Raw genomic sequence first — 22,733 nt, 5'->3', positions numbered from 1 at the left:
GTATATTTGCACCTTGTAAAAAACACACGAGATATGAAAAAGATTACTTTTGTTGCGCTTGCCGCACTTACTATTACAGCTTGTAGTTCCGGTCCTAAATTCCAAGTGAACGGAGATATTTCAGGAGCCGACGGAAAAATGCTTTATCTCGAAGCGTCCGGCCTTGAAGGGATCGCCGCATTGGACTCGGTCAAACTGAAAGGAGAAGGAGCATTCAGTTTCAAACAGCCCCGCCCCGAATCACCCGAATTTTACCGTTTGCGAATAGACGACAAAGTCATTAACTTTTCTGTCGATTCTATCGAAACGCTCCAGATAAAAGCACCGTATGTAGACTTTTCAACTGCGTACACCATAGAAGGTTCCGGAAACAGCAACAAAATAAAAGAGCTAACGCTGAAACAAATCGCTCTTCAAAAGAATGTGGACGACTTGCTAGCTACATTACGCAACAATAATATCAGCCACGATATTTTCGAAGACAGCCTGGCCACGTTGCTCAATAACTATAAAGAGGATGTGAAAGTAAACTATATATTCGCAGCACCGAATACGGCAGCCGCTTATTTCGCCCTGTTCCAAAAGCTCAACAACTATCTGATATTCGATCCGTTGAACAACAAAGACGATGTGAAATGTTTTGCAGCCGTAGCTACCAGCCTCAACAATACATATCCCGATGCAGTACGCTCCAAGAACCTTTATAATATCGTTATTAAAGGTATGAAAAACACACGTCAACCCCAGGCAAAAGCACTGGAGATTCCACAGGAAAAAATTGTAGAAACCGGCATCATCGACATTGCTTTGCGCGACATACACGGGAATGTGCGCAAGTTGACTGACCTGAAAGGCAAAGTCGTATTACTCGACTTCTCCGTATTCCAGTCACCGGCAGGCGCTCCCCACAATATGTTGCTTCGCGAACTATATAATAAGTATGCTTCACAGGGATTGGAAATTTACCAGATCTCTCTCGATGCGGACGAACACTACTGGAAAACGGCAGCAGCCAACCTCCCTTGGATATGTGTGCGTGACGGCAACGGAGTTTATTCCACCAATGTAGCTGTATATAATGTTCGCCAGGTTCCATCTATCTTTTTGATTAACCGCAACAACGAATTGAAACTTCGTGGCGAGGATATCAAGGATTTGGAAGCATCCGTCAAGTCATTACTCTAAGTTGTTATAAATTAGCATATTTCATTTAAATATGTTACATAGCAGCATTTTTTGCTTGACACGTATCACTTAAAAAGCTATCTTTGCAAAGAAATAATGAAAAGAGGGTTCCAACATGGCACATGTTGGAATTCTTTTTTGTTTATATGACCATTTAAAACAATTAAAGGAGGAAAACATCATGGCTTATATGTCAGAAGAAGGTTACAAGAAACTTATGGCGGAACTGAAAGAACTGGAAACAGTGGAACGCCCGAAGATCTCCGCGGCAATAGCCGAAGCAAGAGATAAAGGAGACTTGTCAGAAAATGCAGAGTACGATGCAGCCAAAGAGGCACAAGGTCTGTTGGAAATGCGTATCAACAAACTGAAAACAGTGATTGCGGATGCAAAAATCATTGATGAGTCCAAGCTCAAAACTGATTCCGTACAGATTTTAAATAAGGTGGAACTGAAAAATGTAAAGAATGGTATGAAGATGACTTATACCATCGTTTCCGAAAGTGAAGCTAACCTGAAGGAAGGAAAAATTTCAGTAAACACCCCGATTGCACAAGGTCTGCTTGGCAAGAAGATCGGTGATGTAGCAGAAATTACAGTACCGCAAGGCAAAATTGCATTAGAAGTAGTAAACATATCCATTTAACGTTAAGGCAGGTCTCCGTATGAGGCTTGCCTTATTTTATCAATAAAAGTTATGGCAACAATATTCAGCAGAATCATCGCAGGCGAAATCCCCTGCTACAAGGTGGCGGAAAACGACAAGTTCTTCGCATTTCTCGATATCAACCCGTTGGTAAAGGGACATACATTGGTAGTGCCCAAACAAGAAGTAGACTATATTTTCGATTTGAGCGATGAAGACCTGGCTGCAATGCACGTATTTGCAAAGCAGGTAGCCCGTGCCATCGAAAAGGCCTTCCCGTGCAAGAAGGTGGGTGAAGCAGTGATTGGACTGGAAGTTCCTCACGCACATATTCATTTAATCCCTATCCAGAAGGAATCGGATATGCTGTTCTCTAATCCGAAACTGAAATTGTCGGACGAAGAATTCAAGTCTATCGCACAAGCAATCAACTCCTCTCTATAAAACATGATGACAAAATAACGAAAGGCGTCTTGCGAAGGACGCCTTTTTCTTTTCCTGCTTCTTTCAGAAAAAACTCTCATTTTTTCAACGGGTCCGGAGACTTGTCACGGCTTTCGGCCACTTCAACCAGATAAACACCGGCACAAATAAACACTATGGCAAAGGTCTGCGTCCAACTGAAACGGTCCTGTCCGATAGCTAGTGAAGTGATAGTAGCAACAATCAGAATCAGATAGCCATAAATGGCAACAACGGTTGTTTTGAGATATTTCAATCCGATCGGAATCAGCAAATAACTGACTGTGGTAGGAAATATCAATACAAACATCAGTATCAAGAAAGGTTGCCAATGGATAGGTATTGTCAGTACAGGAGCATCAAAACCGGTGATAGCCGTAACAATCAAACCGGTAATGGCGGCTCCCGTAAATGTATAACGCAACATCGTCATCGCTCCCACGTTTGCAAGGATACGTTGGCTCATTACCAGATAGACAGCATAAGCTACGGAACTAAGCAAACAAAGCATATTCCCTGTAAATGCATCCGAAGCAAGGTCGTCACTTTTCTGAGTCAAGATGCACACCAGAGCTCCGACCAGCCCGATAGCCATACCTACTATTTTTTTTACTGACACCTTTTCTTTATAGAACACAATCATAATCACAAACACCCAAATAGGTTCCAAACTAGTAAAAATAGAACTGGAAACAGGCGTAGTCTTACTCAACCCGATAAGATAAAGGAACATAAAGCCGTACAACCCAAACGCCCCCAACAGAAGCAACAGGATTTTTTCTTTCGGAGTGGACTGTTCCTTCGGCATGAACCAACCGATAATCCAAAAAGCGGCCGCAGCAAACGTACAACGGATTGCCGCTCCCGTTAGCGGACTCATCCACAACGGAAGAAGAAATTTCAACGCATTCATATTAAAACCACCGAATATCTTTGAAACGGCCATGCTGACGTTAGCTTCCAGTTTTTTATTTCTCATCTTTATTTCAATTGGTCGTTAAACAAAAAAGTATCACGGCAACGGTATGCCCAGAAGAAAGTGCCAACAGTAATCAACAGATTGAAGATAAACGGAAATTCCTGCGACTGTGTATGAAATACCCATTGCAGAAAATCACCAATGAAAGGATAAAGCAAAATTGCCAGATAATTCATCATCATCACAAATGCCAGTGCCATTGTTGCCTTCTGTGGAAGCGCCGCATGAGTCGTTTTCTCGTACAACATAGGCTGAATAACGCCATATCCCAATCCGACAAGCAGACAACCCGGAATAATGAGCCACTCCAACGGAGCTATCCAGATTAATAACAACCCTAAAGCTATGGATAACAGACTATATGCCTTGGTACGTTCTTTTAGAAGGCCGACAATCTTATTCAAGCAGAAGCCCGGAGCCGTAATAGCCAGGAAGAAAAGCGAAATCATCAACCCCGAATTACCGCTGGAAAAATGATGTTTTTCCATTAAGAAAGGCAGATTGAAAATCACCACTACTACAATATAAGTAATTATCCCGTAAAAAGCCATTAACTGTATCAGATGCCTGATATGGATACCATATTTACCACCTCCTATATCTATGGATGAATCTTCGGCTTCCGAATCATCTTTCTGAGAAGAAGATACGGCAGCTTCCGGCTGAGTCGTCTTTAGATGTCCAACCAGCAGAATAGAAATCAAGGGAAGCAGATAGACCAGAAAAGGCAAATGCCAACTGACTTCTGCCAGATATCCGGTTACAGCAGTCGCTATAACCAAAGTAAAATTAGTAATCGCCGAACTTAACCCGAATTGCTTCACCCGATATGTACCCACAAAATACCTGGAAACCAATCCGGTGGACAAAGGAATAATCAACCCTGCCCCTACACCAAGCAAGGCACTTACCACTATTAATTGCCACATTTTATTGGAAAGCAAATATAACACTCCACTTGTTGCAAACAGCCATAGCCCGACTTGCAACACACGGACAAAATCAACTTTTTCCGTCAATTTACCACCGAGCAATATAAAAGGGATAATCAGCAACGATGGCAACGAAGTCAACATCTGAATATCCAGATCCGTAGCTTTTGGAAATATTTTTGTAAGATCACCCAAAATAGGTGAAACAGCCAACCCTGGCAGAGACGTCAATGCCGAAATAGACCATATAGCTATTAAAGTTATGAGAGGGATCGTCCCTTTACCTGTCTTTATTTTCATATACTTGCTCGTTAAAAGTTTAGATTGGAAGAACAACAATACTTCCGGTATAAAGTTCAAAATAACAAGAAATGATTTTTGAAGAAAAAAGACATTTGCATGATAGACTCGAATGAAAATGAAGAGAAAAATATCCAGAATCTGAACGAAATTCCCCCAAAAGACCACCTGAAAACTATCAAAAACCACCTAAAAACTATCCACCGATAGCTTTTGGGTCAAAATCCGTCGGATTCTACCCCGTCGTATCTGAAAAAATGCCGTAAACTTGCATCATCGAAATTATTACAACGAATACTCACAATTTAAAAAGCAACGCAGTTCGCTTATAAACTGACAACCGACCGCGAAGAAGCAAACGATTTGTTGCAGGAAACATCATTGAAAGCATTAGATAACGAAGACAAATATACGCCTGATACTAATTTCAAAGGATGGATGTATACCATCATGCGCAACATCTTTATCAACAACTACCGCAAAGTAGTTCGCGACCAAACATTCATCGACCGGACCGATAACCTTTATCACCTGAACCTGCCACAAGACGCCGGTTTTGAGAGTACAGAAAAGGCTTATGACCTGAAAGAGATGCACCGTGTGGTCAACACACTTCCTAAAGAATATAAAGTCCCGTTCGCGATGCACGTTTCCGGCTTCAAATATCGTGAAATAGCAGAAAAGCTGAATCTTCCGTTAGGAACGGTAAAGAGCCGTATCTTCTTCACACGCCAAAAATTGCAGGAAGAATTAAAAGACTTCCGCTAAACGGCAAAGAGTCCGGCGTCTATGTTGAAACGCCATTTTTCAGTTAAGTCAATAGGTATAAAAAAGCAAAAGGAGCTGTTCTTCTTTTGCTTTTTTTATTTTCCCGCCTCCCTATTCTTATTGATCTCACTATCCATTATTCCTCTCTCCCTACTTATTTTTTTTCGTTTAACTATATCTTACACACTAATGAAACTCCCTACATACGGGAAAAACTTCCCCCCTTAATAAACGCCAAATCTATCTGCTGTTGTTGTGGGAAATTCGACGGGGAAAATCCCCATCGCCCTAAACCTTTTAAAAAACAAATTAGTATGGAAGATTTAAATTTCAGAAAAGGTGATGCAAAAACCGATGTATTTGGCTCAGACAGAATGCTACAACCCTCTCCGGTAGAGAAAATTCCTGATGGCCCTACTACTCCTGAAGTCGCTTATCAAATGGTGAAAGACGAAACATTCGCCCAAACTCAACCACGTTTGAACCTGGCTACTTTCGTTACCACTTATATGGACGAATATGCAACCAAGCTGATGAACGAAGCTATCAATATCAATTATATTGATGAAACAGAGTATCCACGTATCGCAGTAATGAATGGTAAATGTATCAATATCGTTGCCAACTTATGGAACTCTCCCGAAAAAGACACATGGAAAACAGGTGCATTGGCAATCGGTTCTTCAGAAGCTTGTATGCTGGGTGGTGTAGCTGCATGGTTGCGCTGGCGTAAGAAAAGACAGGCTCAAGGCAAACCATTCGATAAACCAAATTTCGTTATTTCAACAGGTTTCCAGGTGGTATGGGAGAAGTTTGCACAGTTGTGGCAGATTGAAATGCGTGAAGTGCCTTTGACACTTGATAAAACCACACTCGACCCCGAAGAAGCATTGAAGATGTGTGACGAAAATACAATCTGTGTCGTACCTATCCAAGGTGTTACATGGACAGGATTGAACGATGATGTTGAAGCATTAGATAAAGCACTTGATGCTTACAACGCAAAAACTGGTTATGACATTCCTATCCACGTAGACGCCGCAAGCGGTGGTTTCATCCTTCCGTTCCTTTATCCGGAAAAGAAGTGGGACTTCCGTTTGAAATGGGTGCTTTCTATCAGTGTATCCGGTCACAAATTCGGTTTAGTATATCCAGGACTTGGTTGGGTTTGCTGGAAAGGCAAAGAATATCTGCCCGAAGAAATGGCGTTCAGCGTAAATTATCTGGGTGCTAACATCACACAGGTAGGTCTGAACTTCTCCCGTCCTGCCGCTCAGATTCTGGGACAATATTATCAATTCATTCGTTTAGGATTCCAGGGATACAAAGAAGTACAATACAATTCGTTGATGATCGCTAAATATATCCACGATGAAATCGCCAAAATGGCTCCGTTCGTCAATTACTCCGAAGATGTAGTGAACCCATTGTTCATCTGGTATCTCAAACCTGAATACGCCAAAGCAGCCAAATGGACGTTATATGACCTACAAGACAAATTGTCTCAACATGGTTGGATGGTTCCGGCTTATACATTACCTTCTAAACTGGAAGACTATGTAGTAATGCGTGTCGTTGTCCGCCAAGGATTCAGCCGCGATATGGCAGACATGTTACTAGGTGACATCAACAATGCTGTTGCCGAACTAGAAAAACTGGATTATCCGACTCCTACCCGTATGGCTCAGGAAAAGAATCTTCCGGTAGAAACAAAGATGTTCAACCATGGTGGCCGCCGTTACAAAACAGTTAAATAAGAATAGATCTATGGATAAAAAAGTAACACTCGCTCAATTGAAAGAAGTGGTACAGGAGGCATACGACCAGGTAAAAACCAATACAGGAGGCAAGAATGCCGACTATATTCCTTACTTGGCAAATGTCAATAAAGATCTCTTCGGAATTAGTGTCTGCCTGCTCAACGGGCAGACTATCCATGTGGGAGATACTGATTACCGCTTCGGAATAGAATCCGTATCGAAAGTACATACCGCTATCCTTGCATTACGTCAATATGGCGCCAAGGAAATTCTGGACAAGATCGGAGCTGATGCAACCGGCTTGCCTTTCAACTCAATCATCGCTATCTTACTGGAGAACGACCATCCGTCTACTCCATTAGTAAACGCCGGTGCTATTTCTGCTTGCAGTATGGTGAAGCCTATCGGTGACTCTGCCAAGAAATGGGATGCTATCGTTGGAAACGTAACCGATTTGTGCGGCAGCGCTCCTCAGCTGATTGATGAATTATATAAATCCGAATCGGATACGAACTTCAATAACCGTTCTATTGCCTGGTTGTTGAAAAACTACAACCGTATCTACGATGATCCAGATATGTCGTTAGACCTCTATACCCGCCAATGTTCATTAGGAGTTACTGCATTACAGCTTTCTGTTGCTGCCGGGACAATTGCCAATGGTGGTGTGAACCCAGTGACTAAAAAGGAAGTTTTCGATGCTAGCCTTGCTCCTAAAATCACAGCCATGATTGCTGCAGTAGGTTTCTACGAACATACCGGTGACTGGATGTACACTTCCGGAATCCCTGCAAAAACAGGTGTAGGTGGTGGGGTAATGGGCGTATTACCCGGACAATTCGGTATCGCTGCATTCGCTCCTCCTTTGGACGGATCGGGTAACTCTGTAAAAGCTCAGTTGGCTATCGAATGCATCATGAACAAACTAAGATTGAATGTATTTGGTAACAATCGTATCACTATAGTTGATTAACGACTCTCTCTATGAAAAAGATGAAAGGTTACTGTCTGCAGATAGTAACCTTTTTTCTTCTTCCCGGTTATACTTCAATATGAAGGATATTATCTTTTATAAAAGCATTATGTTTTTGCCTCTTGTACGGATTACGCCGGAGTTTCTTGTCCGACAGCCTTCTCCTTTTCTTCCTCCTCTTCTGCATAATATTGCTTCTTCCGCTTGTTGGACTGCTGAATAAGATTCGTGATATACACTGTAAAGATAGGAAACATCATCATTCCTAACGCTGCCAACAGTACGGACAACACTCTACCGGTCACCGTTACCGCTATTATATTCGACCCGACAGTAGTTACATCCATAAATGCCCACCACAATGCATCCCCATAACTATGGACAAGCGGATTTACTTTATGCTCAAGCACAAAGAAAGCAAGACTGGAGAAATAAACAGTAGCCAGCAACATCGTCAGATAAGAAACGAACAGGCTCGAAGCCTTATTGTACGTCAGCCAGCCGACCACAATCGCCAGCGCATATCCCCCCCTCAACAAAGGAATAAAACGGAGTAGATAAGTAATTTCGGGAGAAAAAGTCCATCCATAATAAGCAATAATGTTCTGATAAGGAATGGCTACCAACAGGAAAATGAAATGTGTCCGTAAATAACGTCCTTTGTGTTTCGCCAGAAAAAATTCCAATACAAAATCGAAAAGAAACCAAATGCAAATCCACAACTGGGTTTTCATATAAGACGACTGTGTATAAAAAGGAATTCCCTTAAAAGTATCTACCGAGATACTAATTACGAGAAAAAGAGACATCACCAATATAATAATGTGGAGAATGCCATAAATGCCTTTTTTCCCTAAGATAAAATCTGAAAGTGCTGATTTCATAACTACTTAGTTTATAATAAAATGATTCGTATGTAATTTATAATGCTTAGAAACAATCGGAGAAAGCGATTGTTTTGAAACAGACAAATTGAGATTGGCAAAAGAGCAGTTTATCGATGTTAATTAACGAACTTTGAAAGAGATTGCTGAAACATCTCACGCTAAATGTTGTTATAAGACTGACTTTAAAATATTTTTCACTTAAAACCTTAACTTATGGCAAATATTAAAAATGCAGTGAAGCTAGGCGTGTTTACCCTAGCTATCATGAACGTTACGGCGGTAGTATCCTTACGTGGACTGCCAGCCGAGGCCGTATACGGAATGAGTTCGGCCTTCTACTATCTTTTCGCAGCGATTGTCTTCCTGATCCCGACATCGCTCGTTGCAGCCGAACTGGCGGCAATGTTTCAGGATAAACAGGGTGGTGTATTCCGGTGGGTAGGCGAAGCCTACGGCAAAAAGTTGGGATTCCTCGCTATCTGGGTGCAATGGATTGAAAGTACAATCTGGTATCCGACAGTATTGACATTCGGCGCCGTATCCATTGCCTTCATCGGAATGAATGACGTACACGATATGTCACTGGCAAACAACAAGTATTATACGCTTATCGTAGTGCTTGTCATTTACTGGCTGGCTACTTTCATTTCATTGAAAGGTATGAGCTGGGTCGGTAAGGTTGCCAAAATCGGTGGTATGGTAGGTACAATTATCCCGGCTGCTCTGCTGATTATCCTAGGAATCATTTACCTGGCAACCGGAGGACAGTCCAATATGGATTTCCATAGTAGCTTCTTCCCCGACTTCACAAACTTCGACAATGTCGTTCTCGCTGCTAGTATCTTCTTGTTTTATGCCGGTATGGAAATGGGTGGTATCCACGTAAAAGACGTGGAAAATCCTTCCAAAAACTATCCGAAAGCCGTATTTATCGGTGCACTTATCACAGTTCTCATCTTCGTTTTGGGTACGTTTGCACTAGGTGTTATCATTCCTGCCAAAGACATCAACCTTACCCAAAGTTTGCTTGTTGGCTTTGACAACTACTTTAAATACATCCACGCTTCCTGGTTATCACCGATCATTGCTATTGCTCTGGCATTCGGAGTATTAGCCGGTGTATTGACATGGGTTGCCGGTCCATCAAAAGGTATATTTGCTGTAGGTAAGGCCGGTTATATGCCTCCGTTCTTCCAGAAGACAAACAAACTGGGTGTACAAAAAAATATCCTGTTCGTGCAAGGTCTTGCTGTAACAGTACTGAGCTTACTGTTCGTCGTTATGCCTTCTGTACAGAGTTTTTATCAGATTTTGTCACAGCTGACAGTTATTCTTTACCTTATTATGTACCTATTGATGTTCTCTGGAGCTATCGCATTGCGGTATAAGATGAAGAAACTGAACCGTCCGTTCCGTATCGGTAAGTCCGGTAACGGTTTGATGTGGTTCGTCGGTGGTCTTGGTTTCTGTGGTTCGTTACTTGCCTTCATCCTCAGCTTTATCCCGCCTAGCCAGATTTCAACCGGTAGCAATACCGTTTGGTTCTCTGTATTGATTATCGGTGCAATCATCGTAGTTGTTGCCCCGTTCATCATCTATGCGTCCAAGAAACCGTCTTGGGTAGATCCGAATTCCAATTTCGAACCTTTCCACTGGGAAGTACAGGCTCAACCTGCTACTGCAAGTCCGAGTGTTACCAAGCCAAGCACAACCGCTTCCGGTCCGAGTTCATCAAACAGCTCTGCTCCTTCGAGCGGAAGTTCTGCATCAACCAGCACGTCTCTGGGAAGCGGAGACAAAGATAAGGATACGCCTAAGTCATAAAGACTAAGTGTTCATTCTACCTAAAAAAAGTAAAGAGTGCCAAAAACTAATAATAACTTCACTTCTCCTTCTTTAAGAAGGGGAATAAAGATTACGACTGCTTTTTGGCACTCTTTACTTATTTTCATTAATTTCTTCCGATGTTGCCTTCAACGGCAACACGAACCAGAAAGTAGAACCTTCGTTCATTTCAGATTCCAGACCGACTCTCCCACCCAGACTGCAGACAATCGTTTGTGAAAGTGTCAATCCTAATCCTGCCCCCTGCACCTCACGATCCAACTTTATGAAGTAGATTTGTTAATACCCAAATAATACGCTGATGCTCGGAGGGCATCATTATCAGTTGCAATCGCGACTCACAGACCAAAGCTACCACAGAATTATTCGCCAGCTTCATGGCAAATACACCGCAGTGCAGCAGGTCTCCGATTCTTCGTATCACGCTCTCCGCAGGTATGGGAAGACCATCTTGACCAAACAGCATTTACCTGCAAAAAAATAAGAAAAGCCAGTAAAATAGCAATTACAACAAAAGCAGTCCCATAGTTACACATTTTATATTTGTTTGAATGTTTTAGTGTGTAAAATTATAAAATATACGGTCTTGCATTTGAGTACATATTTATCCCCTAAAAAGAAATCCAGGTTTTCATAGTATTATTATTTAGTAAAAAATTCTTTGCACCCGCAAACGAGAAAGGTGCCATAGCTCAGTTGGTAGAGCAAAGGACTGAAAATCCTTGTGTCCCCGGTTCGATTCCTGGTGGCACCACTTTCTTAAGCAATCGGAATGTAGCGCAGTTGGTAGCGCACTACGTTCGGGACGTAGGGGTCGGGCGTTCGAGTCGCCTCATTCCGACAAGGTAAAGGGTAGCTTTCTGGAATACAGCAAGTTACCCTTTATTATTTTTAGGCTGTCGGGACGTAACCGGAACAGCCGGACTGAAATCTATCAACCTATTATATCATGAAGAACAGATTCTACATTTTGACGGCAACAGCACTCTCTTTGCTGTGTTTCAGTTGCACAAAGACTCAAGTGGCTCATTCTGAGAATGAGAAGACAATCACTCCGCCTATCATGGGTTGGAGTTCCTGGAATGCTTTCCGAGTAGATATTAGTGAAGACATTATTAAACATCAGGCCGACCTTATGGTAGAAAAAGGTTTGAAGGATGCGGGCTACCACTATATCAACGTAGACGATGGCTTCTTCGGCAAACGTGACGACAACGGAATCATGTTCACCAACGAGAAACGTTTCCCGAACGGAATGAAACCGGTTGCCGACCACATACACAGTCTCGGCATGAAAGCGGGAATCTATACGGATGCAGGCAATAACACTTGTGGTTCTATCTGGGACAACGACCTTGCAGGAGTAGGCGCAGGTATCTATGGGCACGAACCTCAAGACGCCCAGCTATACTTTGGCGACTGGGGCTTCGACTTTATCAAAATAGACTATTGTGGAGGCGATGTCCTCGGACTGGACGAGGAAGAACGTTATACTTCTATCCGCAACAGCATTGACAAAGTAAACAAAAACGTTTCCGTCAACATCTGCCGCTGGGCTTTCCCCGGTACCTGGGCAAAAGATGTGGCAACTTCCTGGCGCATCAGTGGAGATATCAATGCACATTGGGGATCACTGAAATATGTAGTCGGAAAGAATCTTTATCTATCTGCCTATGCCGGAAACGGACATTACAACGATATGGATATGATGGTGATCGGATTCCGTGACAATAGCAAAGTAGGCGGAAAAGGACTTACTCCGACAGAAGAAGAAGCTCATTTCGGTTTATGGTGTATCATGAGTTCGCCTCTCCTAATCGGCTGCAACCTGGAAAACCTGCCGGATTCTTCACTCCAATTACTTACAAACAAGGAATTGATCGCACTCAACCAAGACCCGTTAGGATTGCAGGCATATGTGGCGCAGCATGAAAATGAAGGTTATGTACTGGTGAAAGATATTGAGCAAAAACGCGGCAATGTACGTGCCGTTGCACTTTACAATCCTTCGGATACGTTATGCAGCTTCTCTGTACCGTTTACCTCACTCGAATTTGGTGGAAACGTGAAAGTACGCGATTTAGCAAGACAAAATGACTTGGGAAATTTCTCCGATGTATTTGAACGAACACTGCCTCCTCACAGCGCTATGTTCCTCCGCATGGAAGGAGAAACGCGTCTGGAGCCTACATTATATGAAGCCGAATGGGCATACTTACCTCTATTCAATGATTTGGGTAAAAATCCTAAAGGCATTATTTATGCTCATGACAAGGATGCTTCCGGTAAGATGAAAATTGGATTCCTCGGCGGAAAACCGGAAAACTATGCAGAATGGCGGGAAGTATATAGCACAGACGGCGGACGCTACCAGATGACTATCCAATATTCACACGGCAAAGGACGACAGCTGGAAGTTGATATCAATGGCGTCATCACTAAGATTGCCGCATTGGGGGAAGATGAGAAACATAGTCAAATCACAATTCCCGTTGAATTGAAGGCCGGTTACAATACGATCCGAATGGGCAATAGTTATAACTGGGCACCGGATATCGACTGCTTCACATTAACCAAAGTATTATAATACAGTATATAAAAAAGAGCAAAGATGAGACAAGTTCACTTTTGCTCTTTTTTATTTCAGACATATAATCACTCCATTACCGTCACACAAGCTTTTCCGGTTAAAGATACATTTAACTTGGAATCATTTTTCTCAGGAATCCAGATCATACGCTCACACTCTCCTTTTTGAAGTTGTACATTTGCATAATGTGCGGTTAAATATTCCGTACCGATATGGCATTTTTCAACATTTACAGACCAATTACCCATCATACCCAGATTCAAATACAGATTATTAATAGTCCCACTCTGAAAATCCACATTCCCGCCACTCCTGATGACTTGCAAAGCTGCAAAATCACAAGAATCGACCACAATAGAATTAGACGTATCAATGGACAAAGAATCCTTTTCCAAATGTTTGAATCCTATTTTCTGCGAATTAATATCATTTATAATACACTCCACATCTTGCGTCATATCCAATCGCATGTCTCCTATATTCATTCCCATAAATTTGGATTTCTTAAACTCCTGCGGAAGTTGATCCAGCGAATAGTCCAAAAGGATTTTCAACGTGTCCCCCATAACGGTCATTTTCAGATAGTCATTTACCTTCTTCGAGCAAGAAAACAGATTCTTCCCTTCTTTTGAAGGCTGCACTTCCAGAAGAGAATTCGCCAGCCAGACGTTACGTTCTGGCGTATACAGCCTTGTTTGAGTCAGCCAGACCACCCGGCAAGCCGGCACTTCTTTAGTTATCTGCTCTCCTTGCAAATTCAGTTGATTGGAAATGTATGGCCTTCCTAAACAAAAAATCATAAACATTCCGCCTACCAGCACACAAAGTCCGGCTACAAAAAGTCCTATTAATATATAAGTTGTACGTTTCATAATATTTATTTTACTGTTCTTTTTTACAAAATTCCCGGTACATATCCGTGATCTCCTTTATAGGAATATCCAGTGTCTTGATTTGGCGGAAGAAGTAATCCAGTTCTTCCTTCAAAAAAGTATTCTTCCTCAGTGAATGAATCAATTCTCTCGCACCGGTGGCGACAAAATAACCAATACCGCGTTTATTATAAATAATATTCTGTGACTGGAGATAATCGAATGAGCGCATCACCGTATTGGCGTTTACTTCCACAACAGTAGCATATTCTCTGACAGAGGGAATGCGTTCCTCCTCAGCAAACTGTCCTAGAAGTATCTCATCACAGATTCTATCTGCAATCTGTAAATAAATAGCTTTACTTTCTTTAAAATTCATAGTCTAAAGTATTACATACGTTGAATGATCTCAGACTCCTTGAAACGGAAATAAGCGAGCGTCCAATTTACGAATGCAAAAAGCATAAAGCCCACAGTTACCATGACAGTAACCTGTTCCTTCGTTATTGAAGAAAAAATATAACCATAATCTTTACTGCTTCCGCTAAATAACATATCCCCCACCAACATTCCGACCAATACGTAAATTAAAACAATTATCGTAACAGAAACAAATGTTTTAAGAAACGAATTTTTCGGCCATACAGAACTGCCCAATACAAACAATGACTGTACAAAGCAATAGATAGAAAGCACCAGTGTCAACTCATACGTTTTGTGGAACAAGTACCACCGTTTCCCGCTACCTACCAAATCTCCCAGATTGACAGGAAGTATCACTTCTTTTACGTCCGGATAGATAAGCGAATAAACCAATACCCGTGTATAATCAGCCAGTTCAAAGGTAATGAAAAAAACAACCAACAGGACAACAGTTGATACCAACCAACGAGAAAAGAATTTCTCAAAAGGAGTAGCCGGTGTCATTAATGCAGACAGCCTGTTTGTCTTGCTTTTCATCTTCTCCATTGTCAGCGACCCGCTTAAACAACCAAATCCGAATAGAAACCAAAGAAAAGCTATTAATATAAATCCCCAGGCAGGATCGGCCTCCATATGACGTTCGAGAAAACGAACCGAATCGTGAGTACGATATGCAAAATATCCGTTCCAGACCAACACAACAGTCATCACCCCATAAAGCAATACAATACGAAGTACATTCGACTTCCAACTCTCCACCATTTCCTTGCGGCAAAGATTCATAAAACGAGGCAAACTAAAAAAAGTATCTTTTATCATCGTCTTTTATTTTTGAGTTTGAAACAATCGGGCCATCTCCTCGGGAGCAGCCAGTGTAGCATTAAAAAGAAGTTCCAGATTTATGTCCGATTCTTCCTTCTCTTTATTAGGAAGGATCAGGTAATTACCCTGAATAGTAGGAATGGCAAAAAGAGCTGTCTGCGCCAGTTCGCGATCATCACTTTCTACAAAGAAAAGCTTTTCGCAGATACTACTTGTCGATTCGTCCAGCAGTACACGGCTTTCATCCATAATCAGTACATGATCGAGCACCTTGTCAATATCACGAACCTGATGTGTGGAAATCACAATCGTCTTATCATCCGACATCCCCGATGCGATAAACTTACGGAACTGGCTTTTTCCGGGAATATCCAATCCGTTCGTCGGTTCGTCCATGAGCAAAAGCGAAGTATTCGTTGCCAGTGCAAAGCTCATAAATACTTTTTTCTTCTGGCCCATGGAAAGCGAACCGAGGTTGATATCCATATCCATTTCAAAGTAATGAAGATACTTAATCATATCCTCCTTGCTAAAACGGGGATAAAAAGAACTGTTCAACTCAATATAGCTGACTAAAGATACAGGAGGCAGTTCAAATTCTTCAGGCACTAGAAACATATCCTGCAAAGTTACCGGCAACCGGCGGCGTACATCCGTATCGTGAAACATTACCTTGCCACCTTTAGGAGTCAGCAGACCGGACATCAGATAAAGGAGAGTGGACTTTCCGGCACCATTCTTCCCCAGCAGTCCATATACCCTGCCCGATTCGAACGAGAGAGAGAAGTCGTGCAGTACAACACGCTTCGATTTACGATAAGTAAATGAGAGGTTTTCTACTGTAATCATAGCATTTTCTTTTGATTATCAATTGCATTTTAGTGTATTAGTATAATAGTACACTGCAAATGTAGGCAATCTTTTCAATATTCCAATAGAAAAGCAAAAAAAAGTGTAAAAAAAGGAGGAGCTAAGATCACTCTCCACTCCTCCTGTCACGACAAACAACTAAAATTATTCACTATTTGATGCCGTCCAATGCCCTTTTAGCAGTAGCATTAGCGGGGTCTATAGCCAGAATTTTACTCCAGTACTCCTTGGATTTCTCCTTATTGGCTTTTGCTTCCGCTTTCAATGTGGGGTTTTCAATAGCCAACAAATAATAATATCCGAGATAACTGTAACACTCTACCAACGCCGAATTGTAATGAGGGTCGTTCTTGCTTTCCAACAATGCGGCTACTTCTTCATAGAAAGGTTTCGCCAATCCCTGCGTTGTTTCGGGGTCGAGTGCAGAATTTGCACGTGCTCTCCAAAAATTGCCTAAATAGCTATCCGGAGCGGCCTCTGAAATCACTTGGAAAACAGAATCGGCAGACATCAGTGCCTGCTTACGTTCTTCAACATTGATAGTCAACGAATCGGGTTGTGTACCTGCACCATAATAAAGTCTCCCCAACTGGAACTGCAAATCAGGAGTCTGCTTTTCCTTTTCGAGAGACGAGTAATATTTATGATATGCACCGATCGCTTTTTTATAATCATTTTTCTGCTCGTAAACAGAGGAAATATTCTTATACAAATCCGTCTTTGTCGGATCCAGTTCCACAGCCTTCTCATATTGGCCGACAGCTTCATCATATTTCTTCAGTTCTTCCAGCAAATGTCCGTAATACATATAGTCCAGATAAGAATAATCCGCCTTATCACATTCATTAAAGAAAACGTCCGCCGCCTTCAATGCTTCTTCAAAGCGTTTCAAGTCCGTATTATTATACATCGCCAAACGGTTGAATGCCGCATGACGCGGGTTCTTTTTCAATCCCATATTAGCCACTTCAAGTGACTTCGCAAAATCATGATTCAAGAACAAGGCGAATGCATATTTCACCAGATCCTCTTCGTTAGCCGTCGGTCCCATTGCAAAACGGGAATAGGCATCGGCCGCCTTACTGAAATCGTTCTTCAAATAATAAATCTCTGCTAATTTCTTGTCTATGGCTGTGTTGGACGGTTCAAGGGTCTTTAATTGATTCAGCTTTTCTATGGCCAGACCGGCATTTGCAGACTTATAAATATCAGCATATTTCAGATACGCAGGCGTGCAACGCGAATCAAAATAAATAGCTTCCTCATACTTCTGTGAAGCAAGACCTGCATTTTTCTGCTTGGCCGCAATATCCCCTTCCAGCACGGAAGCCAAAGCAGACTTGCCATTCGCTTTTTTAGCAAGAGCAGCGTACATTTGTGCTTCGGACAACTTGTCGGCCTGCAAATAAGCTTCGCCGATAGCTGTCAAAAGTTCCACATTCTTTTTATTTTTTCCTTTTATCAGTTGTTCAGCTTGCTCGGCAGCTTGCGCCGGATCCGACTGAATAGTTTCTTTCAACTTTGCAACTTCCATCTGCCATTCGGCATCGGACGACTGTGCGTAGAGCGACCCAACTGCTATAAACGCTCCAGCTAAAAACATTTGTACTCGTTTCATGATAGTCTCAATTTTAGTTATTATTCGTCTTTCACATGGACAATACGCACCGGCTGAGTAGCCGGAACAAGTCCAGATTTTAATATAATCCGCTGCCCTTTATCGGATGTCATAAAAGAAGTGAATCCCCAAGGCAGCCCACTACGAGGATCATTCAGTAATGCATAAATCGATCTTGCCAACGGGTAGTTACCATAATACAGATAAGCCTGATAAGGTTTGTAGCTGTTGACAGGAGTCGCCACATCCTCGGCACTCACCGCCATAACCCTGATCTCCTGCCGGAAAGAAAGATTAGTCGTATCACTGCGGTCTCCCAACCAGTTTACTCCGATCACTCCCATTGCTCCGGGATTTTCCGCCACATAATTTATCACCTGTTGATTTGTCTTCAACGCACTTACATTGCCCGTAGACAAAGGTTTCCCGCCACAAACAGAATCTATTGCAAAACGCACGGTGCTAGAGTTTTTATTATCAAACACCACCTGAATATCCTTCAAACGGGAATTAGGGTTCACCGCTTTCCACTCTTTCACTTCTCCTGTCAGGATACGGCGAAAATTACACACACTTATCAAAGAATCCGGATTCGCACGGTTCACAATCAATGCCAGCCCGTCCGTAGCCAGCTTCATCTCCCGAGGATAGAACTTCCGGCTGTGAAACGAATTCATTTCTTCCTCGGTCAGTGTCCGGGTTGTAATAGCCAACCGGACACTGTCTTTCAGAAGTAAATTAATCGCCTCGACCTCAGTCGTGTAACGAGGGACAATTCCGGCCAATGGATACAGGCTTTCAAATACATCAATCTCTTCCTGTATTATGGGTTCGAAACTTTCATCCGCCGCAATAGCTATCACTCCAGACGAATAAGTATCCGTCGGTCCCTCCTTCGATTTAGAGCGGCAAGCACTTAATACCGCCAACAAAACGATTCCTATCAGCCAAAATTGTCTCTTCATCATCATATTATTGTAACCTGAACATTACCGGAACAGTAAATTTTACGCGCACCGCTTTTCCATTCTGCTTACCCGGGATCCACTTCGGCATACTTTTTACCACACGTACCGCTTCTTTATCCAGATAAGGGTCTACCCCACGAGCCACACGCACATCCGTGATCGAACCGTCGCGTTCTACTACAAACTGTATAATCACGCGTCCCTGTGTTCCATTCTCCTGTGCAATAGTCGGATACTTGATATTCTTACCCAAATAAGACATCAGTTCCTGTTGTCCACCCGGGAAAGTCGGCATTTGCTCTACCATATCAAACACCTTTTCGGGTTCCGGCTCAGCCTGTGTCACCACTTGTTTCAAGTCGGCGATATCCTTGCCGTTGGCTTCGTCATTACCTTTTACATCGGCAATGGAAATAGCCACCTTGGTAGAAGTCAACTCTTCCTGACTCTTGATTTCATTATCCTCGTGCACTTCCTCATCTTTCTTGATGACGGGAGCAGTAAACTTGATGGAGCTTTTCAATGCAGGAGGTGGAGGCGCAACGGGTTCCACCCGTTTCATCTCTTCCTGTTTGATTTCCGGTTCTGCCAATTTCGACAGAGTAGTGACCTCCGTCATCACTTCCTTCTGCTTCGGGGTTGCCAACTTCACCAGCGTAGGAATCGTAAATCCGATTAATGCTATGACCAGTACTGCCAACATCGCGAGATTATGGCGCTTAGTCGAGTTAGCACGCATCTTGTATGCACCGTACGCTTGATTCTTGCCTTCAAAAATCAGTTGACACCATTCCTGAGAAGTTAAATCTATTTTTGCCATTTTACTTTTCTTTTTTAGGTGTTACATCATTTATCGGCTATATTCTGTGACAGCTCTCCCTTAGAATCAAAATTCTTAATCAAGAATCGATCCGCTTCGGCAATGTCCGTTATCACATATTTACCAATATTACATATCTGCATTTCGTCCAGTGCATCAATCAGATTCATATAAGAAGCATCGTCCGTCGCCTTGATAATCACAGTCGGCGTATCTTTTCCACTCTTTATTTCGGAAACCTGTTTCTTATATTCTTCATCCGATATCTTAAGATCAAGTTTCTGCTGTTTCAAAGCTCTCACTTTATTGACAGCAGTTGCATTCTTTTGAAGAAGTATGCTACGCAACCCATCCGGGCCATAAGTAGTCTCCTTCAATGAGGTATAATCCTTATAGTTAGGTTCTCCCTCATAATAATAGAGCTTATTGTCCGGCCCCAGCAGCAATGTGATTGCCTGCGAAGCCTTTACCATACTCTTCTGTTCTTCAGTTATATTCTTATCGTTACTCGGCATGCTTATCTCCATCGTCTGAGGTTTGCTCAACGTGGTACAAAGCATAAAGAAAGTAATCAGCAACATATTCATGTCCACCATCGGAGTAAAGTCTACCCGTACAGCAAATTTCTTCTGCTTGCTCTTTCCATTTTTTCCGCCGCTCTCTTGTACTTCAGCACTCATTGTTTTTCCTCCCTTTTAATCTTCAGATTCCACTTTGAGCGAAGTAATCAGATTATACCGATTCTCCCTCAAGTCCTGAAGTGAGTTCATAACGTTCTTTATCACCGAGTATGGAGTTGAAGCATCAGCTTTGATAGCAATTCGCAGGTCAGCGTTGGCAGCACGTGCGTTACGTACCCATGACTTGAACTGGTTATCGACGCTATCGCATGGAATTCCCTCATTCTTCAGAATCTTGTCTCGTTGTTCTTCGGGAAGATCCAGGAATTTCTGCATACTTCTAATAGGTACTCCGAAAGTAGAAGACAGAACAAACCGCTTCTCCTGCTCAGGAGTAAACTTAATACCATACTCATCACCCATGCTCTCCAAAACAGCCTGCATATCCTGCTGTTTGTCGAGGCTCATAAATATTTTCCCATCCGGATCTACCAGAATCTGAAGCACATTTGTCTCCGGAATCTTAATTTCCGATACGGAAGCCGGAGTGTTGACCTGCACCGGTTCTTTCTTCACAAATGTTGAAGTCAACATAAAGAAAGTCAGCAACAATACGGTCACGTCACTCATAGCAGTCATATCTATGAACGTACTTTTCTTTTTAATTTGCGCTCTACCCATGATTAATAGATTTTAAAGGGTCCGCAGAATTAATGAGTAGCTGCAAAAGTCTGCACAATAGAGAATCCGACTTCGTCGAGCCCGTAAGTCAATTTGTCAATTTTGTTAGTGAAGTAGTTGTAAGAAATAACAGCCAACGCACCAGTCAAGATACCGAAAGCCGTGTTAATCAAAGCTTCGGAAATACCTTGTGACAAAGCCATAGAGTCGGCACCACCACCTGCAGACAATGCGGCAAATGAACGGATCATACCGATTACAGTACCGAGCAATCCCATCAATGTTCCCAAAGTAGTGATAGTAGCAATAATCGGAAGATTCTGTTGCATCATCGGCATTTCCAGCGCGGTAGCTTCTTCCAGTTCTTTTTGAATAGCCAACAGCTTTTGCTCCTTAGGCAAAGATGTGTTTTTTTCCATTTCCTCATACTTGCGTAGAGTGGAAGTTACAACATTGGCAACAGAACCACGTTGTTTGTCACAAATTTCCTGTGCTTTTTTGATATCACCGGCAGCCAAGGCAGCTTTGATGTTAGCAACGAATTTAGCCAAGGAACCTTTTCCGAAAGCGGAACGAAGGGCAAAATAACGTTCGATACTCAAAGCGAGCACGGTTAACAACAGTGTCTGAATAACAGGCACGATAATACCACCTTTGTAAATAGTACCCAAGAAGTTCCCAGGCAACGGATGATTGTTAGGATCATTGTTCATAAAGTTGGACGGATTTCCTAATAGGAAGTGATAAATACAAACTGCTATAATAAAACAGCAGATGATTACGATACCGGCATTTTTTATACCTACAATCTGAGATTTTTTAGTAGTTTCCATAATAAGTTTTTTTGTTAAGATATTAATTTTAGTTATTTAGAAAATTTCAAAAGATTAGATACACTGCGCTACAGACCCTGCGACTTTTTGAGCACAAAAAATCACACAGTTCATACAGAGTACGAAAAGTAAATTAATACGGAGAAAAAGTGAGAATACTAAATAAGGATACGTCTCAAAGCGAATACATAGTAATCGCTGGAGATAATGGAGTAATGTGGATCCTTATCCGAATAATAAGATTTACTTTGATCTAATACTAATGAGTTTTCTCTCAACAAAGAAAACTTGTGCATCACGTCCTTTAAAGAGTCATTTACTTCAATAATTCTACGTAGACGATAATTATTAGATGATGTTTCGGAAACTGATTTAAAGCCTAATTCTACATCGGAAATAGTCAATGACTGAGAAGACTTGTCGAAGCCTACAGCGCGGCTATTTAAAGAAGAATTGGACTTTATATCGGAAGACGATTCAGACAACTGGCAAGAGCTTTCGCACTTAGAAACACATGAAGCGAAATCCATAGCATTTCCACCGATGCTATAAGATAGCATTAGCAGAATCGTGGCTAATATGAATTTCAGAGAAACTTTCATGGTATTTCTTTTTAGTTGTTTATACTAGATCTCTTTAATTTCGCGACAAATGTAGCAATAAAAAAGTATCAGTTGGTCGTCGTTCACATCATTTAAGCTTAAAAGTTTAACTCTATTATAAAAACAAGCTATAATGTGTTTTGTTTAATCAGTTATCAGATTTATATGTTAAAAGAAGTTTCATAGTAATCATCCTGCAAAGTTTATAAACAGATGAAGCCCCTCCGGTATTTCTACTGAAGGGGCTTCATAAAAAACGGCGGCTACCTACTCTCCC

Annotated in this window: 21 protein-coding genes, 2 tRNA genes and 2 pseudogenes; 10 read left to right on the top strand and 15 right to left on the bottom strand. The window is 41.9% G+C overall.

Annotated elements, in window-relative coordinates:
* Positions 1-33: 33 nt before the first annotated feature.
* The 3 genes from BHV72_RS16375 (at position 34) to BHV72_RS16365 (ending at position 2,275) form a co-directional block, all read left to right on the top strand.
* Complete coding sequence (locus BHV72_RS16375; RefSeq protein WP_022041370.1) at positions 34-1,185, top strand: TlpA disulfide reductase family protein; 1,152 nt, start codon at positions 34-36, stop codon at positions 1,183-1,185.
* A 181-nt stretch (positions 1,186-1,366) separates the two neighbouring features.
* Positions 1,367-1,831 carry a transcription elongation factor GreA gene (greA, locus tag BHV72_RS16370; protein ID WP_032838703.1) on the top strand — a complete coding sequence of 155 codons (465 nt, stop codon included), beginning with the start codon at positions 1,367-1,369 and terminating at the stop codon, positions 1,829-1,831.
* Between the two features lie 51 nt (positions 1,832-1,882).
* Complete coding sequence (locus tag BHV72_RS16365) at positions 1,883-2,275, top strand: HIT family protein (protein WP_005675513.1); 393 nt, start codon at positions 1,883-1,885, stop codon at positions 2,273-2,275.
* Between the two features lie 76 nt (positions 2,276-2,351).
* Here the strand turns inward: BHV72_RS16365 and BHV72_RS16360 are convergent, their stop codons facing one another.
* Both BHV72_RS16360 and BHV72_RS16355 read right to left on the bottom strand, forming a co-directional pair.
* Complete coding sequence (locus BHV72_RS16360) at positions 2,352-3,272, bottom strand: DMT family transporter (RefSeq protein WP_022041369.1); 921 nt, start codon at positions 3,270-3,272, stop codon at positions 2,352-2,354.
* A 2-nt stretch (positions 3,273-3,274) separates the two neighbouring features.
* Complete coding sequence (locus BHV72_RS16355; RefSeq protein WP_005675511.1) at positions 3,275-4,504, bottom strand: MFS transporter; 1,230 nt, start codon at positions 4,502-4,504, stop codon at positions 3,275-3,277.
* Positions 4,505-4,822: 318 nt separating this feature from the next.
* Here BHV72_RS16355 and BHV72_RS16350 point away from each other — a divergent pair.
* The 3 genes and pseudogenes from BHV72_RS16350 to glsA all read left to right on the top strand — a co-directional run.
* Positions 4,823-5,272, top strand: a pseudogene (locus tag BHV72_RS16350) (RNA polymerase sigma factor); the annotation flags it as partial.
* Between the two features lie 314 nt (positions 5,273-5,586).
* Positions 5,587-7,029, top strand: coding sequence for a glutamate decarboxylase (gad, locus tag BHV72_RS16345; protein ID WP_022041380.1), 1,443 nt, complete (start codon positions 5,587-5,589; stop codon positions 7,027-7,029).
* Between the two features lie 10 nt (positions 7,030-7,039).
* Positions 7,040-8,005, top strand: a complete 966-nt coding sequence (glsA, locus tag BHV72_RS16340) for a glutaminase A (RefSeq protein WP_286856716.1) — start codon at positions 7,040-7,042, stop codon at positions 8,003-8,005.
* A gap of 131 nt (positions 8,006-8,136) precedes the next feature.
* Here glsA and BHV72_RS16335 read toward each other — a convergent pair whose 3' ends face one another.
* Positions 8,137-8,889 carry a potassium channel family protein gene (locus BHV72_RS16335; protein WP_022041508.1) on the bottom strand — a complete coding sequence of 251 codons (753 nt, stop codon included), beginning with the start codon at positions 8,887-8,889 and terminating at the stop codon, positions 8,137-8,139.
* Between the two features lie 216 nt (positions 8,890-9,105).
* On the opposite strand from BHV72_RS16335, the gene gadC reads away from it, so the two are divergent.
* Positions 9,106-10,716: a glutamine/gamma-aminobutyrate antiporter GadC gene (gene gadC / locus BHV72_RS16330; RefSeq protein WP_005675504.1), complete on the top strand. Its 1,611-nt coding sequence runs from the start codon at positions 9,106-9,108 to the stop codon at positions 10,714-10,716.
* Positions 10,717-10,830: 114 nt separating this feature from the next.
* On the opposite strand, the pseudogene BHV72_RS16325 reads toward gadC, so the two are convergent.
* A pseudogene (locus BHV72_RS16325) lies at positions 10,831-11,128 on the bottom strand (ATP-binding protein); the annotation flags it as partial.
* Between the two features lie 290 nt (positions 11,129-11,418).
* On the opposite strand from BHV72_RS16325, the gene BHV72_RS16320 reads away from it, so the two are divergent.
* From BHV72_RS16320 to BHV72_RS16310, 3 genes are all read left to right on the top strand, one after another.
* Positions 11,419-11,491, top strand: a tRNA-Phe gene (locus tag BHV72_RS16320).
* Positions 11,492-11,505: 14 nt separating this feature from the next.
* Positions 11,506-11,578 (top strand) — tRNA-Pro (locus BHV72_RS16315).
* Positions 11,579-11,686: 108 nt separating this feature from the next.
* Positions 11,687-13,324, top strand: a complete 1,638-nt coding sequence (locus tag BHV72_RS16310) for an alpha-galactosidase D (RefSeq protein ID WP_022041343.1) — start codon at positions 11,687-11,689, stop codon at positions 13,322-13,324.
* A 68-nt stretch (positions 13,325-13,392) separates the two neighbouring features.
* Here the strand turns inward: BHV72_RS16310 and BHV72_RS16305 are convergent, their stop codons facing one another.
* From BHV72_RS16305 to BHV72_RS16255, 11 genes are all read right to left on the bottom strand, one after another.
* A complete protein-coding gene (locus BHV72_RS16305; RefSeq protein ID WP_022041344.1) occupies positions 13,393-14,199 on the bottom strand; it encodes a hypothetical protein in 807 nt (268 codons plus the stop codon).
* A gap of 10 nt (positions 14,200-14,209) precedes the next feature.
* A complete protein-coding gene (locus BHV72_RS16300; protein WP_022041345.1) occupies positions 14,210-14,578 on the bottom strand; it encodes a GntR family transcriptional regulator in 369 nt (122 codons plus the stop codon).
* Between the two features lie 11 nt (positions 14,579-14,589).
* Positions 14,590-15,441: a hypothetical protein gene (locus BHV72_RS16295; RefSeq protein ID WP_022041346.1), complete on the bottom strand. Its 852-nt coding sequence runs from the start codon at positions 15,439-15,441 to the stop codon at positions 14,590-14,592.
* Positions 15,442-15,447: 6 nt separating this feature from the next.
* Complete coding sequence (locus tag BHV72_RS16290; RefSeq protein ID WP_022041347.1) at positions 15,448-16,293, bottom strand: ABC transporter ATP-binding protein; 846 nt, start codon at positions 16,291-16,293, stop codon at positions 15,448-15,450.
* A gap of 172 nt (positions 16,294-16,465) precedes the next feature.
* The gene (locus BHV72_RS16285) at positions 16,466-17,932 is read right to left on the bottom strand and encodes a tetratricopeptide repeat protein (RefSeq protein WP_161990474.1); all 1,467 of its coding nucleotides are present in this window, start codon (positions 17,930-17,932) and stop codon (positions 16,466-16,468) included.
* A 20-nt stretch (positions 17,933-17,952) separates the two neighbouring features.
* Positions 17,953-18,900: a PstS family phosphate ABC transporter substrate-binding protein gene (locus tag BHV72_RS16280; protein WP_032838671.1), complete on the bottom strand. Its 948-nt coding sequence runs from the start codon at positions 18,898-18,900 to the stop codon at positions 17,953-17,955.
* Positions 18,901-18,904: 4 nt separating this feature from the next.
* Positions 18,905-19,720, bottom strand: a complete 816-nt coding sequence (locus BHV72_RS16275) for an energy transducer TonB (protein ID WP_005675489.1) — start codon at positions 19,718-19,720, stop codon at positions 18,905-18,907.
* Between the two features lie 26 nt (positions 19,721-19,746).
* Complete coding sequence (locus tag BHV72_RS16270; protein ID WP_005675488.1) at positions 19,747-20,400, bottom strand: ExbD/TolR family protein; 654 nt, start codon at positions 20,398-20,400, stop codon at positions 19,747-19,749.
* A 15-nt stretch (positions 20,401-20,415) separates the two neighbouring features.
* Positions 20,416-21,021, bottom strand: a complete 606-nt coding sequence (locus BHV72_RS16265; RefSeq protein WP_005675487.1) for an ExbD/TolR family protein — start codon at positions 21,019-21,021, stop codon at positions 20,416-20,418.
* A 29-nt stretch (positions 21,022-21,050) separates the two neighbouring features.
* Entirely contained in the window at positions 21,051-21,854 is an 804-nt protein-coding gene (locus BHV72_RS16260; protein ID WP_005675486.1) for a MotA/TolQ/ExbB proton channel family protein, read from the bottom strand.
* A gap of 158 nt (positions 21,855-22,012) precedes the next feature.
* A complete protein-coding gene (locus BHV72_RS16255; RefSeq protein WP_005682835.1) occupies positions 22,013-22,456 on the bottom strand; it encodes a DUF8440 family protein in 444 nt (147 codons plus the stop codon).
* Positions 22,457-22,733: the final 277 nt, after the last annotated feature.

The organism is Bacteroides sp. 43_46 (assembly GCF_001915455.1).
Classification (GTDB): Bacteria; Bacteroidota; Bacteroidia; order Bacteroidales; family Bacteroidaceae; genus Bacteroides; species Bacteroides caccae.
Note: the sequence above shows the minus strand (reverse complement) of the source record. Positions and strands in the feature narration are given on the sequence as shown.

What these genes read in the sequence shown, in the direction of transcription:
- BHV72_RS16375 (WP_022041370.1), top strand. Translation starts at nt 34, where the DNA reads ATGAAAAAGATTACTTTTGTTGCGCTTGCCGCACTTACTATTACAGCT.
- greA (WP_032838703.1), top strand. Translation starts at nt 1,367, where the DNA reads ATGGCTTATATGTCAGAAGAAGGTTACAAGAAACTTATGGCGGAACTG.
- BHV72_RS16365 (WP_005675513.1), top strand. Translation starts at nt 1,883, where the DNA reads ATGGCAACAATATTCAGCAGAATCATCGCAGGCGAAATCCCCTGCTAC.
- BHV72_RS16360 (WP_022041369.1), bottom strand. Translation starts at nt 3,272, where the DNA reads ATGAGAAATAAAAAACTGGAAGCTAACGTCAGCATGGCCGTTTCAAAG.
- BHV72_RS16355 (WP_005675511.1), bottom strand. Translation starts at nt 4,504, where the DNA reads ATGAAAATAAAGACAGGTAAAGGGACGATCCCTCTCATAACTTTAATA.
- gad (WP_022041380.1), top strand. Translation starts at nt 5,587, where the DNA reads ATGGAAGATTTAAATTTCAGAAAAGGTGATGCAAAAACCGATGTATTT.
- glsA (WP_286856716.1), top strand. Translation starts at nt 7,040, where the DNA reads ATGGATAAAAAAGTAACACTCGCTCAATTGAAAGAAGTGGTACAGGAG.
- BHV72_RS16335 (WP_022041508.1), bottom strand. Translation starts at nt 8,889, where the DNA reads ATGAAATCAGCACTTTCAGATTTTATCTTAGGGAAAAAAGGCATTTAT.
- gadC (WP_005675504.1), top strand. Translation starts at nt 9,106, where the DNA reads ATGGCAAATATTAAAAATGCAGTGAAGCTAGGCGTGTTTACCCTAGCT.
- BHV72_RS16310 (WP_022041343.1), top strand. Translation starts at nt 11,687, where the DNA reads ATGAAGAACAGATTCTACATTTTGACGGCAACAGCACTCTCTTTGCTG.
- BHV72_RS16305 (WP_022041344.1), bottom strand. Translation starts at nt 14,199, where the DNA reads ATGAAACGTACAACTTATATATTAATAGGACTTTTTGTAGCCGGACTT.
- BHV72_RS16300 (WP_022041345.1), bottom strand. Translation starts at nt 14,578, where the DNA reads ATGAATTTTAAAGAAAGTAAAGCTATTTATTTACAGATTGCAGATAGA.
- BHV72_RS16295 (WP_022041346.1), bottom strand. Translation starts at nt 15,441, where the DNA reads ATGATAAAAGATACTTTTTTTAGTTTGCCTCGTTTTATGAATCTTTGC.
- BHV72_RS16290 (WP_022041347.1), bottom strand. Translation starts at nt 16,293, where the DNA reads ATGATTACAGTAGAAAACCTCTCATTTACTTATCGTAAATCGAAGCGT.
- BHV72_RS16285 (WP_161990474.1), bottom strand. Translation starts at nt 17,932, where the DNA reads ATGAAACGAGTACAAATGTTTTTAGCTGGAGCGTTTATAGCAGTTGGG.
- BHV72_RS16280 (WP_032838671.1), bottom strand. Translation starts at nt 18,900, where the DNA reads ATGATGAAGAGACAATTTTGGCTGATAGGAATCGTTTTGTTGGCGGTA.
- BHV72_RS16275 (WP_005675489.1), bottom strand. Translation starts at nt 19,720, where the DNA reads ATGGCAAAAATAGATTTAACTTCTCAGGAATGGTGTCAACTGATTTTT.
- BHV72_RS16270 (WP_005675488.1), bottom strand. Translation starts at nt 20,400, where the DNA reads ATGAGTGCTGAAGTACAAGAGAGCGGCGGAAAAAATGGAAAGAGCAAG.
- BHV72_RS16265 (WP_005675487.1), bottom strand. Translation starts at nt 21,021, where the DNA reads ATGGGTAGAGCGCAAATTAAAAAGAAAAGTACGTTCATAGATATGACT.
- BHV72_RS16260 (WP_005675486.1), bottom strand. Translation starts at nt 21,854, where the DNA reads ATGGAAACTACTAAAAAATCTCAGATTGTAGGTATAAAAAATGCCGGT.
- BHV72_RS16255 (WP_005682835.1), bottom strand. Translation starts at nt 22,456, where the DNA reads ATGAAAGTTTCTCTGAAATTCATATTAGCCACGATTCTGCTAATGCTA.